Raw genomic sequence first — 14,661 nt, forward strand, 5'->3', positions numbered from 1 at the left:
TCTCAGGTATTCCACTTCTGTGTTACATCGATTTAAAAGGGAACAACCATTTCTACATCAATGTGCCTTGAATTGAAAAACCTGAGAGACTCTGAACTGACCAGATATTTAATGAGATTGGTATTATGCTAACCAACAGCGAAAATAGCTCGGTAATTGTCCGGTCCAACGTTTAAATGATCGCCTAAAATTACTGGGGTCGCTAAAGGCTAATGAAGCGGCTAAAGATTGGTTATTATCCTGAGACGTTGCAAGGCAATATAATGCTTTAATGAGTCTTGTTTCGTCGACAAGTTGACCAAATGTTAGCCCCATTTCACCTAAGCGTCGCTTTAGCGTAGCTGGACTCATTTCTAGAGCTGTCGCCATTTCGGGTAAATTTGCACTGTGATGCATTAATCGCATACGAATAGCACTGGCTAGCCCAAGTCTAGGACTGCAATTGCGTAAGATATGTCGAGGTTGATTAATTAACCCTCCATGTCCGACGGGATTAAATAGTAGTGATTTATCCATAAAGTGTTTTTGCATCGATACGCGGCATAATGGCGCATCAAAACTCACATCGGTGCCAAAATATTTATAGTATTGGGCAAGGTTATCAGGGGTAGCATATGGAAAGCTCACACTGCCTTGCCAACTTTCTCCCATAAGCTGTTTACAGCAGGCCACCCAAGACGACAGGCTAAGTTCGATAAAAAACTGTATATGTTGATGACATCCCAGATCAAAACTGAGTAGAAAGTGCCATTGACTACTTCCTTGCTTGTGCCAACATTGAAGCCACGGATGAGTTAGCCAGTGATATCGATACCAAAACTGCGCAAGTTCATTTAGATTTTTTGCGCAGAATACCCCCGCAGTTAATACACCACTCTGCGCGGGCAGCCACTGTTGCCCAAGTAAAAAACTTAGGTCACCATGGGGCCAAATTTGCAAGGCGTTATCGATTAACTGATTTAATTGTTTCGGACTAATTTTGGTTTCTGGTTTTCTAATATCCGCGATAAAAATACTAGTTCCACGCAGTAACTTATGGCAATCCAAATCGCGTTGCTTAAACAAGGACAACAAACTCGCGACCAGTAAATGACTGTCGATACATTTGTCTTGCCAAGTGGCTAGCGCTCTCATGGGGCAATGGTCTCTGAAGCATGGCTTTGTTGTCGGTTCGTGCCGCGTTTGGCTTTTTGGGCTAACATTTTATCGTTAAGTCCCTGTAGTAATATTGCCGCTTGGGCTTTGGCTTGCGATTTTAATGATACGGCATTTGTTTGCTCGGCAGGTTCTGTTAACGAGTTGATTAATGTGGGCGGTGGAAATATTGATACTGAGCAGGCACTGCAACCCAGTTTATGGATCCCCTGGGTTAATTGTTCAGACATCACCGACACGAAAGCAGGTTGCGCGCCAACAATTAACACCACGAATCGGTCTCCGGCATAACGACATACTAAATCGTGATTGCGTATTTCAGAACTAATCCATTGTCCCACATCGGATAATAATCGGTCGCCTTCTCGCATTCCTCGGCTTTGATTAATTGCCTGAAAGTGATCAATATCTAGCATGATTAAACCCAACTGTTGCCCCTTAGATAGCTGGTTAATCAAGTGATGTTCAAAGGCATTCGCATCATTTAATAAGGTTAATCTGTCGGTTAAATGATGCTGTCGATAAAATTGCTCGCGGGTTTGTAACTGCCGATTGACGAGCGCTTGTTCGTCACGCCACAGCCATAAACCAACCGTCAGTAACAGTAATCCTACTGGCGTCGGAATTTTTTCAAATAAGTTGTACGCTGGTAGGGTACCCACAATAAACACTTCATCGAGAAGATCTAAATAACAACCCAGACAATAGCTACTTAAACCCCAAATTAATAAATTGGTTACTCGGCCACTAGGGCGTGCCGATAAGATGACCATTAACCAGCACATTGCCATTAAAAAAAGCGTGCCTTCTGTGACTATGTCGAGCCAATCAATTATTGCCGCGGGTTTCGGCTCAGCAATTTTCCATAGTAATAATGGCAGTAAAAGCACCAGTAAAAGACTTATGCCATAAGCAAGCACCAATCTAATGTGATTCACGGGATAAGACATTTCAATACCAATAAACGAACAATTGATTTGAACGTTATCGGACAAATATGACAACAGTGTGACTTCGAGCAAAGGTCAAATTAGCTCATTAACTATTCATCGAACGGGTATTTATTTTGAGAATTCAATGTATTTCTTGCTGGTGGACAGTCAAGCCTTATTGAAGGGGGAGCATTAGGCAAAGAATACTGGCTTTGTACGAGTCATATTGGCTCACAAATCTTAAAAAAAACCATTTTCAGGCCTATTTGAGCCGTCGCAGAAGGCATCGTTCACAAATCTGACATTTTTGTATCTTAAGTTAGCCGCAACTCGATACACACCTTTTGATTCAATTTGCCAATTAGGAAAGCATCATGTCATTTAATACGCCTTTGAAGGCCATTTCGATTGCACTTTTAGCCGCTGGATTAAGTAGCCAAGCATTTGCTGTCGGCAAATTGGAAGGTCACGTCCGTGACAGTAAAACCTTACAGCCATTACAAGGCGCAACGGTAGAAATTAGTGAACTTAACTTAAGCCAACAAGCTGGGCGTGATGGACGCTTCTTTTTTGTGGGATTGGCCGCTGGAGACTATACCGTTACCGTTAACTATTTAGGCGCTGCATCGCAACAGCAAAGCATCACAGTGATGGATGATAAGACCATTTCACTGCAGCTTGATCTTGCCAGAGCTAATGTGGAGCATGTGTTAATTGTCGGTCAACAAGGGGCGCTAAGTAAGTCGATGAACCGTCAGCGAGGCGCTGACAACGTACTTAGTGTACTTAGTGCCGATGTACTTGGTAATTTTCCAGATAGCAATATCAGTGAAGCACTACAACGCGTCTCAGGACTCTCAATTGAGCGCGATCAAGGAGAAGGCCGTTTTGTACGTGTACGAGGTATGGCACCAGACTATAACGCAGTGTCAATGAACGGCACGCGTTTGCCTTCCCCTGAAAGTGACCGTCGAGCAGTAGCGTTAGATGTTGTGCCTTCAGATCTTTTGCAATCTGTTGAAGTGAGTAAAACCTTAACACCAGATATGGATGCTGATTCATTAGGCGGTGCGATTGAAGTTAAAAGCTTATCTGCATTTGATCGCGACGAAGGTTATTTCAGCTTGAGTGGCGAAGCTAGCCAAGAGACATTAACCGATCAAACTAATCCTAAAATAGCGGCTAGCTATAGTGATATCTTTGCCGAAAAATTAGGGGTAGCCATTGCCGCTAGTTGGTATAACCGAGACTTTGGTTCTGATAATGTTGAGACGGGTGGCAAATGGGACTTTGATGATGAAGGTTATTCAAACGCCACACTCGATAAAGTAGAACAACGAAACTACGACATTAACCGTGAACGTCTCGGGGTGGGGATTAACTTTGATTATCGCCTGACCGAAGATCACGATCTCTATTTTCGTACCCTTTATAGTGAATTTGATGACACTGAAACCCGTAATGCTATCGGTACCAAATGGAAGCCTGGTGTGGCTGTTGATGAGTTAGCCACAGGCAAAACCACACGATCTTTAAAGTCGCGCTCTGAAAATCGAAATATTACTTCTATGGTGTTTGGTGGAGAGTCGCGTTTTGATGTTTGGACGGTTAATTATCAGCTCAGTCACAGCACGGCTAGCGCAGAAAAACCGTTAAATATAGCGGGTGCCGATTTTACCACTGAGATTGAACACATTGGCTTTACAGATACTCATGTTCCGAAAATCAACGCACCTGAAAGCTATTACCTAGCCGATACTTTTGAACTCGATGAAATTGAGGTTGCGGACTCCAAAGCCAAAGACACACTCAATAATGTTAAGTTTGATTTAAGTCGCTCACTGACTTTAAACACTTATCCGGTAATGATTAAAACCGGTGCCAAACTGAGCCGCCGAGACAAGACAAATCGTGAAGATATTTGGATTTATAGTGATTTTGACGAGCAAGGTGTGTCAGATGAAGCATTGTCGTTAAGCCAATATAGCGGTAAAGAACCCGAGTATAATTTAGGACGATTCGGCCCTAGCATTGACACGGGATCGATTTGGGCTTTAGTGAACAGTCTTGAGGCGGAAAACAATAAAGACGAGATTGAATCAACCATCAACGACTTTGACATATCAGAAGATGTGAATGCAGCTTACCTCATGGGTCACATCGACATCGACAATCTGAGAATTCTCACCGGCCTTCGTTTTGAACAAAATAAATGGGACGCTAAAGGTTACGGTTTTGACGGCGTAAGTGGTGATTTTATCAATGTCGAAAATCAACGGAAAGAAGAACATTGGTTACCTGCACTACATTTTAAATATCAAATGAACGATAAGACCTTAATGCGCGCAGCGTGGACGAACACCTTGGTTCGCCCAAGCTTTGGCCAGTTGGCACCGGGTTATCTATTAGAAGAAGATGATGGTGATGTTGACGCTAGTTTTGGTAATCCAGATCTCGATTCGCTGGAGTCTATGAACTTAGACTTTGGCATCGAGCACTATTTTGGCAATATCGGTTTGCTCTCTGCGGGGGTGTTTTACAAAGACATTAACAACTTCATTTATGAAGCCGATATCGCCGGACAAGGTGAATACCAAGATTTTAATAGTGCAACGACTTACATTAATGGTAATGATGCCCATATTTTTGGTGTTGAGCTCAATTACGTGCAAGAGCTGAGCTTCTTGCCAGAGCCTTTTAATGGTTTAGTCGTTAACTCGAATGTGACCTATGCTGACTCGAAAGCTCAAATTAGCTGGTTTGATGGCGGAGTAACTAAAACCCGTGACATTTCCATGCCAAGTCAGTCAGATTTAACGGCTAATCTCTCGTTAGGTTATGAAAATGTCTACGCTAGCATATGGTTATCGGCCGCTTATAAATCTGAATATTTACAAGAAGTCACTGAAATAGATGACGCTAGATACGATCTTTATGAAGACTCACATATTCAGTGGGATTTAGTGGCCAAAGCCAATATTACGACGAGTTTAAGCATGTACTTTAAAGCCATTAATATTACCGACGAGCCTTATTACAGCTACACAGGAAATGCTGCTTTTAACACTCAACACGAAGAATACGGCCAAACCTTTCAGCTAGGCATGCAATACGTGAACTTTTAGAACGACCAGTCGTATTAGTTGCTAACTATTTGATAGTAAGTCTATTTTATATAACTTAATAATGAAAGTGATGAATATAATGCCAAAGATAAAGTTAACCGCCAATGTGTTAAACGTCATGAGTCGAAAAACCAATGCTGCAATATTTACAGGGTTACTGACGCTGATGTTAGTTACCAGCGCTTGTGAGCAAACGGATATAAATACTAACAAGACTACTGAGCGAAAAGTTGATACGACCAAGGCGGTATCAGATCAAACTACGGGTAAGAACGCAGTAAATACCCTGATGGTAAAAGGTTTCAAAGGCAGTCAAATTGTGCCTCTTTCTATGAAGCAACAAGGAACCATACAAGATCAAAGCTGGTTATTTGTGAGTGAACATAAGGGCTTAATGCAAGTTCCCTCAATGGCAGTAGACAAGTCACAGTTAAATAGTCAGCCGCTAAGTCATAACCTCGAAGACCCAAAAACTGCCGAAGTGACATTATTGCTTGATGGAGAATTTGAGTTATTAGCGCAATATGGCCAAACTGCGTTAACTTACGACACCCGAGAAGATCGTGTTCAGCCGTTAAAACTAACCATTAACAGCACAGCAAAAAATAACGCCAATCAAGCTAATGACATTCGTGTAAGCAAATATCCCTTATTACCTAGACTCGGTTTTGAAGTGACTTGGATATGTATGCAGCCTCGCAAACAAGATGGTTATCTCTATGCGTGGTTTGGTAGCGAATCTGGCCAAAGTGAACAATGGCTACTCGCTAGCCAAGACACTTGGTCGCCAAGAATGATGCGTAGTCAAACGGTACCTGTTGGTAGTATCGACTGCACAATGATCGGCGATGATTTATATGTCCTCGAACATCAAGCTGGAGTTTGGAAAATTGATGCAAGTCCATTTGGCGAACAAAAGGCACAACTCGTTTGGCCTGTTACATCTAATGACTTTAATGGCATCGCCAGTTTTAATGGGCAATTGTTGGCGGTGAGTAAAAACGGTGATATTCACAACCAACAAGGTCTGCAATGGTCAGTCCCGGTCAAAAAAGCGCAGCGTATTAGTGTTGGGCAGCCATTTCAAGGCACAACCTTAACAGTGGCATTATTTGACGATAAATCCGATGCCTATGTATTGAGTGATTTGCCTAATGAGGGCGCCATGGCTTTAACATTAGGGGCAATCACAACTTCGACAGATCATATTGTTGAAATCCCAGCTTGGGTGGAAAGTACGCCTTCGGACAGAGTGGGTGACACAATGGACGATCCGGCTATTTGGATCCATCCAACCACGCCAGAGAAGAGTCTTATTTTAGGCACAAACAAGCGATGGGGATTGTTGAGTTTTAATATGCTGGGTGAACAAGTTCAAGCCCTGCCATCTGGACGAATAAACAATGTCGATTTAAGGCAAGGTGTCAATCTTGGGGGGAAACAACGTGATATCGCCGTTGCCACTCAACGAGACCATGATGCGCTCGCCTTTTATGAAATCAACAAGTCTGGTCATATTAGCCAATATATTGATCAAGCGACAGACATGGTTGATATCTATGGCATGTGTTTATACCAAGATGAACAAAATCTGTATGTATTTGCCAACGAGAAGTCTGGTCGTATTGCTCAATACCAAGTTGGTTGGGATAAACAGCAGCCTACCATTACACTGGTTAGAGATATTCACACCCCCAGCCAAGTTGAAGGTTGTGTTGTTGATGAAGTGCAACATGCATTATTTATCGGTGAAGAAGATCAGGGTATTTGGCGTTTTGATGCTAAACCAAACGGCAGCAAAAAAGGTAAACTGATTATTAAAACAGGTAAAGAGTTAGTTGCTGATGTCGAAGGTATTTCACTTTATCAAGATAAAGATCAGAGTTTGTTAGTGGTGTCGAGCCAGGGCAATAACTCGTATCTTGTGTACCAAAGTATTGCGCCTTATGCCCAAGTGGGTCGTTTTAGAATTGGCGTTAATCTGGAAGCGGGCGTTGATGGCAGCGCTGAAACTGATGGTTTGGCCGTAACCCATTTACCCGTGGGGGCAGGCCCATGGCAACAAGGTATGTTAGTCGTGCAAGATGGTCGTAATAGGATGCCAAGTGCTAATCAATCATTTAAATGGTTGCCATGGAGCAGTGTTGCTAAACACCTCAACTAGGGCCTGTTGATCTTTCAAGGTTGTTTTTGCAGCGAATTGTTGGTCATTTGTACAAAGAAGAGACTTTGTGGTGTCGTTATTCTACATAAAAAGTCGATAATGCAGTAAAAATGACCAACAAACGCTGCCCGAAGGGTTCGACTAAAAACGTTTTACTCTTTGTTGAGTCCTCTTCCTTAAGTAACAGTAGCTTAGATTGCTAGGCAACAATCCTCTCGCCTCGATTAAAACGTTTTTATCTCGAACAAAACTTAACCAGCAAAGATCAACGGGCCCTAGCAAAGCATTGAATATAAATCGTTAAATGGGTTAATTATTTACTGTAAAAGCGACGGGACATCTGCTCCCTGTCGTTTTTGGGTTTAAGCATAAATTGAAACCCATAAACCTATTATACCAATCCTATTAAATATGTGAACTGACCAGATATTTAATGAGATTGGTATTACATCAATAGCGTCCGACTCTGTGAATAAGCTGCTCGTGAGCAAGACAAACGCGGCAAATATAAGCTGTCTACTGATAGAATAATTAACCGAGTTTATAATCAAAAAACTTACGTTTATCTGGGCCAGAGGCATTAGCGCTAATTTTATTTGGGTGTTTATATTCATCCCAGCAGGCCACATTGCGGCCCATGTTTAATTGTGGAAAGTTTAACGGTGGAAAGTTCAGTTGCGGGAGTTCGGCCGTATCAGGTCCAGCTAAATCAATAAACTGCAGCAAGGTAGCAAAGCTACCTGCAACGCTGATATCAATGGTTATAAAGTCATCTCGCCCTGCAAAATAGCTCAATACTTGCTGCTGGTGGCGTTGATAACAGGCCGTTAAATGCTCTTCATCAAACACATCTTCAACCTGCCATATATCAAAACAATGATTAAAGCTGCGTTTCATTATTGGATGAAAGCGACCATTGTCTTTATCTAAATGTACTAACATTCTGCTCAATAGCATTTGCATCGACGGTAACCACTTATCTAGCGGCCTATCTAAATAGACAAATTTAGCGTTGGGGAATAGCGTATCTAATTGCTGATAATCACTAAAACACGGCGCATCAGACACAGCATCGGCCAACATAAACGCCTGCTTAGTAAAGGCTTGGTGGGCAACCGTTAACCCTTGCTCAAGCAAGGCCACACTCACACTGGTTGTGCCGGTACGCGGCAAACCGATAATAAATACTTTATTAGCCAGCTCATTCGTCAAAGTGGGTTTGGGCTTAGTGGCTTGTGCTGATGTCGATAGTTCAGTCTGCTTGGATATCATTAATTACAGTCGCATTGAGTGATAAAAATTGAAGGTTATTGAATCAGTAAATGATTATACCGAAATGCCAGCCAAGGTGTTATCGAGCTTGCTAGTAGGAGCCATGAGGCAATTAACCATGTTATTCGCCTCATATGGTGAGGCAAATAAATTGCTATTTTCACAAATTGAATGCTTAAATTAAACTGGAGTTGCGGGCTTGGCAGCAAGAACTCTTTTAAGCCGGTCATAAGCATATGCATGCTTATCTGGAGACATCTTAGTTAAATTTTTCTGCTTCCAAAGTATGGCGGGTAATTGTTCAACACCGGAAAGTCCAAGCAATGACCAGTTGGGTGATCGGTTTTTGAATGACAATAAAAATGTTCGTTCTTCTCGTGTTAGCGAGATGTTTATTATTTTCACTAATTGTTCCCGTGCTGCCTCAAGCTCTGTCTGTGGGATATCGTATTCAGCCATGTTAATAAATTCACCTCGATACACATCTGAGATGTCTTTAAAATGAGGATTTAGTAGTTCGGCGATTGGACGAGGGTGACTGATAATATATACCAGTAGTGCTTTACGTAGTTCATCGGTAAGTCCTTCGTTATCAAGTAATTGCTTTATGTCGAAAAGATCTCTTGGATGTTGGCGATCGAGCGCTGCACAAATCTTACCCGCATACAGATCGGCAAAACTCACAACTACCATTTCAGCAAAACCAAATTCATCTTCAACAGCTTCATTTACAGAAATGAGTTTTGACTCGTAAACCGTCCCACGTAGAACTGGAGAAAGCTCTATTTTAATTTGAACACCATTTCGTTCTACTAATAGACGTAGCGCATCAATTTTATCTTGGTATGAACGAATAACGCGGGTGTTATCGATGCTGTTTATGATGGATGAAGCTAATGTATCTAAGTTCTCTTTAATTGTCAGTAAGGCTTGTTGCCTTGCCATCATGGGCAGGAATACCAGATCAATATCAACGGAAAGCCTTGGAAAGTCACGAACAAACAAATTGATTGCCGTCCCTCCTTTAAGAGCAAAACAATCGTGCTGGGCAACAAAGAGAATAACTTGTAGTAACAGTTGGACCTGTCGATAATAATGGCTTTTTCTATCCATCTTGGTTACATCTCCTTGGGTATAGTGATTTGCCAAGTTGGCTCTAGTTTGCCGTTTTGTGCGATAAGTCGCTTGCCTGTGCCTAGGTCATATTGTTCAGGTGTCAGATACTTAAGCCAGGCATGTTGTTGTCTATTTGCCAGCCAAAGAAACAGCCGTTTAATTTTGATGCTGCAGCAGGCTTTAAGTAAGACATCCAACTTACGTGGTGAAAGATTGCTCAACCCCTGCATAATTTGATCCGCGTGTTCAAAGCTAGTGTGTTGGGGCACTGTTGTTAAGAGCTCAAGAATCGCTTTTTCTGGACAAGAATAAAAAAGCGGAGGGAGTGATTCTCTCCACGTGTTTTGTCGTAGATATTGACTATTGTGCATCAGTGTTTCTGGCCATATACGTTTTGTGCCATGCCATTCAAACTCTGCTGAAATATCGATTCTGTCCAGCCAGCGAGGTAATGCGGAATTAGAATAAAGCTGTATTTTAGGTTTATCGCCGATAGACACATAATGCCCCAAACCCTCAAGCTCTAACGCTGTTAAGCCTCCCACATGAATAGGACTATCTGACATACGTTGTACAGAAGCAACAAGACCTTTCCAGGATAGATTTGCCTCCAGTCTTACATAAACCCCAGCGGTAAGAGGAATTAAAGTTCGGCTACGTACAGCATTGTCCAGAAAGTGCAGGCTGAGCCCTTGTGCTTCAAGCCATGGTTTTGTGGCTACCATATCCAAAGGCAGTGCATTCTGTAGTTGTGTTCTGGCTTTAGTATTCAGCATGTTCGACTATCGCATCTGGTTTGATTAGGCTTAAATATACGTTGATTATTGACGTATTTTGTTCATTATTCAAACTTTATTATCTATAAAAGTTTAAGCTTTGTTATTTACACGTTAATCATTGCCGTAAAAGTTTAGTTTTTCAAACTAAGTTTTTTTACTTTTCAACGTTAGTTTAGAGCTAGCAAGATGTGGTGATACAGATAAATCAGTCAGCTTAGATGTCATTAACTTGCTATTCGCCTCATGCTATTAATAGCATTGAGCAAACCACTGCTAAAATCCAATTTTGGCTTCGAGTGGACCAACACTTATTCACTCCAGCGTTAACAACAGAACAAGTTAAGGTACTTAACCGGCTGCTTGATGGTGATTTTAGTGATGGGATCAGCAGTAGCCAATATCAAAAAGTGGCTAAAGTCAGCCGCGCAACCGCAACCCGCCATTTAGCTCAACTAGTCGAACAACAATGTTTGGTCAAAACCGGCGCGGGCGGTAGAAGCACAAGGTATGTGTTGGTGCGCTAATTTAATCGTTGTTCTGTAAGCATTTTATTGATAAATAATATTATTCTTAGTCGTAATATGCACTTATTGCTATGGTATATTCTTAGTGTTTTCACTTTCAAAAGGCCTATCTGACATGGAACAAGTTGGTATTTATGAAAAGCTTATTACTCAACTGATAGATAAAAGCATCAATCGTGATGTGTTCTATTTAGGTGAGCGGCCATTAGAAAGCGCTGAGGCCAGCGTTTGGCTATCGAGATTTTTGACCAAGATAATGGAGAGTGCCATTGGTGCAATCCCTAGCGGAGACAATCAACTCACAGAGCAAATCGGCTTGGCAAATAAGTTAGTGCTTTGGTTGAAAGATCATGTTCAAGATGATCAATTGATTACTGAAAACTTACTCGATAGTAAAGGCCGTATATTAACAGCGCTATTTGATAAAAAAAATCCCATATCGACGGACTTTCCTGCGTTTACTAAAGCCATTTATCCGCTAACAGGATTAAGCCAAAGCGAACTTTTTTGTGGTAGTAATGCCGGAATTTCTTTAGACACCGAATTAAAGCGTGAGATCCGCTCAGCAGATAAAATTTATTGGTTAGTGTCTTTTATTAAGTGGGCAGGCATTCGGATTTTTAAAAATGAGCTTGAAGAATTCACTCGAAGTGGCAAAACCCTGCGGGTCATCACGACATCTTATATGGGGGCGACGGATGCTAAAGCGGTTGAGTTTTTAGCAAGCCTTCCAAATACCGAAGTTAAATTGAGTTACAACACCAAGCGCGAGCGCCTGCATGCGAAATCTTATTTATTTTTGCGCAATACAGGATTTCATACTGGTTATATTGGGTCATCGAATTTATCGCATTCTGCGTTGACGAGTGGCCTTGAATGGAATTTAAAAATAACCACCCAAGAAATTCCTCACATAATCGATAAATCCCTCAACACTTTTGAGTCATATTGGCAATCCAATGAATTTGAATTATTTGATGGCGATATAGAATCTAAAAACAAGCTTCATGAAGCATTACGTGAGGCTAAAGGGAGTTATAATGAAAGCTGCACCTTTCATTTTGATATAAAACCCTTTGCACATCAGCGAGAGATTCTTGAGCAGTTAAATGTTGAACGGAGTATTCATCAGCGGTATAAAAATCTAATAGTTGCGGCAACGGGCACCGGTAAAACGCTTATTTCTGCTTTTGATTTTGCACGTTTTTATAAACAGCATCCAGAAGCTAATTTCTTATTCGTGGCCCATCGACAAGAAATTCTTAAGCAAGCTTTGTCTGCATATCGTGGTGTATTGAAGAATAATCAGTTTGGTGAATTGTGGGTTGCTGAGCATAAGCCTCATAGCTACCAGCACTTGTTTGCTTCGATACAAAGCTTGAATCTGCAATTATCAAGCTTACAGCTCACCGCTGATTTTTATGATTATATTGTGATAGATGAAGTGCATCATATTGCTGCTAGTAGTTACCGAGGATTGTTAGAACATTTCGCACCTAGCATCTTATTAGGATTGACTGCCACGCCTGAGCGTCATGATGGGCAAAATATCCTTGATGATTTTTGTGGGGTTATAGCGGCAGAAATCCGTTTGCCCGAAGCAATCAATCAGCGCTATTTATGTCCTTTTCAGTATTTTGCTATTGATGATGATACCGACCTTCGTAAAATAAAATGGCATCAAGGGCGCTATGATATCGCAGAGCTAAGCAATCTTTATACTCATAATGAGCAGCGAGTCATGCGCATTATTAGCAGCCTGAATGATACGGTCACTGACATTCATCAAATAAAAGCCTTGGCGTTTTGTGTCAGTAAACAGCATGCCGAATACATGGCGAGTAAGTTTACCCTAGCCGGTATTAGTGCAGATGTACTCACCAGTGACAATAGTCATGAACGTCAACAAAAGCGGCAAAGCCTAGTTAGCGGTCATGTGCATATTTTGTGTGTGGTCGATATTTTTAATGAAGGCGTAGATATTCCAGAAGTTGATACGTTATTGTTTTTGCGTCCAACAGAAAGCCTGACAATCTTTTTACAACAGCTTGGAAGAGGATTGCGTTTAACGGATGATAAACAGTGCTGCACAGTTTTGGATTTTGTGGGTAATTCTCGTGATGAATATGATTTTTCACAAAAGTTTAGGGCGCTGGTTGGTAAAACAAATCAATCTATTAAAGATGAGATAATCAATGATTTCCCTCATTTACCATTAGGGTGTCGAATTGAGCTTGAAGAACAGACTCAGGCAATGATTTTAAGAAATATTAGTCGTGCAACGATGAATGCCAATCGATTACGACAGCTCATTAATAATTTTGAGCACCAAAGTACGCTAACCTTAACCCTATCTAATTTTCTGCGCTTTAATCCTAATGTTAATTTAGAAGACATTTATAAGCTAAAAATGAGTTGGTTAGAATTGGTTGGTAGTGCAAATAATAATCAAATTAATGAGCCAAATTTAAACGTAATTCTAGCTAAAGCCTACTACCGTGCGATAAATTATCATTTGCTCGGCTGCAATTCCATTTCATATTTGCAGTTTTTAAAGCAGCTAATTATCGATAACTTCAGTTTCGATGATATGGATGCGACCCAGTGCCAATTTGCATTAATGTGCCACTATAATTTTTGGGATAAGTCAGGAACCGAGCTAGGTTTTTCTAGCCTTAAGCAAAGTTTAGCTGCGTTGAGACATACTCAATTACAAGCAGAACTGCTTGATGTTATATCGTTACTTATAGATCGAATTCATCATAGCGAACTTGAAATGCACATCCCTTCAATACCTACCTTAAAAATGCATTCAAGATATACCAGGGAACAAATACTCGCCGCCAGTGGTGCAAGTTCTTTTGACAGAAAATCAACCGCAAGGGAAGGCGTTTTAGTCCTTAACGATCTTAACGTTGAATTACTGTTTGTGACCTTGAAAAAGTCAGTCAAACAATTTTCACCAACGACCATGTTCCATGACTACGCAATTAATGAATCGCTATTCCATTGGCAATCTCAAAATAGTGCGAGACCCGAATATGGCAGAGGTTTAAGCTATATCGAGCATGAAAAAATGGGCCGTAAATTGATTTTGTTTGTGCGTGAACAAGCTAAAGATGAAAACGGCCGCACCATGGGTTTTGTCAATTTTGGCGAAGCGGTTTACATAGAACACTCTGGGGCGCAGCCTATGAATATAACATGGAAGTTAATGACTCCCATGCCTGATGCTATGTGGCATGAAGCTGCAAAATTAGCCGTAGGATAAGCTAACCATGTTGGCATCTGCAGCTGTTGAAAACAGGATGTTTTCGTCAAGCCCCCATGGATGGGTTTACGGCGTGTTGCAGAGGACGATATGGTGGGCGGATTAACGAATAAACCTGTCGATAACTCGCTAGATAACCTGAACTCTGAATAACAAACGCCTTTCAAGCAGTCCTTTGTCTTTCTAACTGCGTTGAATTAATACCAATCCTATTAAATATGTGATCTTTCAGCGGGAGTTCAAAGTGCTGTAGGCAAGGCAGATGATTGAAGCGAATAGTGATTCTATTTTGAAAGCATCTAACGAAGCATAAAGGACTTTGA

Annotated in this window: 8 protein-coding genes and 1 pseudogene; 4 read left to right on the forward strand and 5 right to left on the reverse strand. The window is 41.3% G+C overall.

Annotated features, from left to right (window positions below; all coding sequences use genetic code 11):
• Positions 1 to 123 precede the first annotated feature (123 nt).
• Together ACWXWT_RS16555 and ACWXWT_RS16560 are read right to left on the reverse strand one after the other, a co-directional pair.
• Positions 124 to 1,134 (reverse strand): helix-turn-helix domain-containing protein, encoded by a 1,011-nt coding sequence (locus tag ACWXWT_RS16555; protein ID WP_456042680.1) that lies wholly within the window; start codon positions 1,132 to 1,134, stop codon positions 124 to 126.
• On the reverse strand, positions 1,131 to 2,105 hold the full coding sequence (locus ACWXWT_RS16560; protein ID WP_456042681.1) for a GGDEF domain-containing protein: 975 nt from the start codon (positions 2,103 to 2,105) through the stop codon (positions 1,131 to 1,133). The genes ACWXWT_RS16555 and ACWXWT_RS16560 overlap by 4 nt, the downstream gene beginning before the upstream one ends.
• A gap of 356 nt (positions 2,106 to 2,461) precedes the next feature.
• On the opposite strand from ACWXWT_RS16560, the gene ACWXWT_RS16565 reads away from it, so the two are divergent.
• Complete coding sequence (locus ACWXWT_RS16565) at positions 2,462 to 5,212, forward strand: TonB-dependent receptor (RefSeq protein WP_456042682.1); 2,751 nt, start codon at positions 2,462 to 2,464, stop codon at positions 5,210 to 5,212.
• Between the two features lie 79 nt (positions 5,213 to 5,291).
• A complete protein-coding gene (locus tag ACWXWT_RS16570; protein ID WP_456042683.1) occupies positions 5,292 to 7,376 on the forward strand; it encodes a phytase in 2,085 nt (694 codons plus the stop codon).
• 531 nt (positions 7,377 to 7,907) lie between these two features.
• On the opposite strand, the gene ACWXWT_RS16575 is transcribed toward ACWXWT_RS16570, so the two are convergent.
• The 3 genes from ACWXWT_RS16575 to ACWXWT_RS16585 all read right to left on the reverse strand — a co-directional run bounded on the left by ACWXWT_RS16575 (position 7,908) and on the right by ACWXWT_RS16585 (position 10,540).
• On the reverse strand, positions 7,908 to 8,648 hold the full coding sequence (locus ACWXWT_RS16575) for a sulfotransferase family protein (protein WP_456042684.1): 741 nt from the start codon (positions 8,646 to 8,648) through the stop codon (positions 7,908 to 7,910).
• Between the two features lie 180 nt (positions 8,649 to 8,828).
• Positions 8,829 to 9,761: a nucleotidyl transferase AbiEii/AbiGii toxin family protein gene (locus tag ACWXWT_RS16580; RefSeq protein WP_456042685.1), complete on the reverse strand. Its 933-nt coding sequence runs from the start codon at positions 9,759 to 9,761 to the stop codon at positions 8,829 to 8,831.
• A gap of 5 nt (positions 9,762 to 9,766) precedes the next feature.
• The gene (locus ACWXWT_RS16585) at positions 9,767 to 10,540 is read right to left on the reverse strand and encodes a type IV toxin-antitoxin system AbiEi family antitoxin domain-containing protein (protein ID WP_059746852.1); all 774 of its coding nucleotides are present in this window, start codon (positions 10,538 to 10,540) and stop codon (positions 9,767 to 9,769) included.
• Positions 10,541 to 10,815: 275 nt separating this feature from the next.
• On the opposite strand from ACWXWT_RS16585, the pseudogene ACWXWT_RS16590 reads away from it, so the two are divergent.
• A pseudogene (locus ACWXWT_RS16590) lies at positions 10,816 to 11,067 on the forward strand (DUF4172 domain-containing protein); the annotation flags it as partial.
• A 115-nt stretch (positions 11,068 to 11,182) separates the two neighbouring features.
• Positions 11,183 to 14,338 carry a DUF3427 domain-containing protein gene (locus tag ACWXWT_RS16595; protein WP_456042686.1) on the forward strand — a complete coding sequence of 1,052 codons (3,156 nt, stop codon included), beginning with the start codon at positions 11,183 to 11,185 and terminating at the stop codon, positions 14,336 to 14,338.
• Positions 14,339 to 14,661 lie beyond the last annotated feature (323 nt).

The sequence above is a fragment of the Shewanella sp. A22 genome, assembly GCF_053850585.1.

Coding starts and splice junctions, on each gene's coding strand:
- ACWXWT_RS16575 (WP_456042684.1), bottom strand. CDS start 8,648: ATGATATCCAAGCAGACTGAACTATCGACATCAGCACAAGCCACTAAG.
- ACWXWT_RS16580 (WP_456042685.1), bottom strand. CDS start 9,761: ATGGATAGAAAAAGCCATTATTATCGACAGGTCCAACTGTTACTACAA.
- ACWXWT_RS16595 (WP_456042686.1), top strand. CDS start 11,183: ATGGAACAAGTTGGTATTTATGAAAAGCTTATTACTCAACTGATAGAT.
- ACWXWT_RS16565 (WP_456042682.1), top strand. CDS start 2,462: ATGTCATTTAATACGCCTTTGAAGGCCATTTCGATTGCACTTTTAGCC.
- ACWXWT_RS16570 (WP_456042683.1), top strand. CDS start 5,292: ATGCCAAAGATAAAGTTAACCGCCAATGTGTTAAACGTCATGAGTCGA.
- ACWXWT_RS16555 (WP_456042680.1), bottom strand. CDS start 1,134: ATGAGAGCGCTAGCCACTTGGCAAGACAAATGTATCGACAGTCATTTA.
- ACWXWT_RS16560 (WP_456042681.1), bottom strand. CDS start 2,105: ATGTCTTATCCCGTGAATCACATTAGATTGGTGCTTGCTTATGGCATA.
- ACWXWT_RS16585 (WP_059746852.1), bottom strand. CDS start 10,540: ATGCTGAATACTAAAGCCAGAACACAACTACAGAATGCACTGCCTTTG.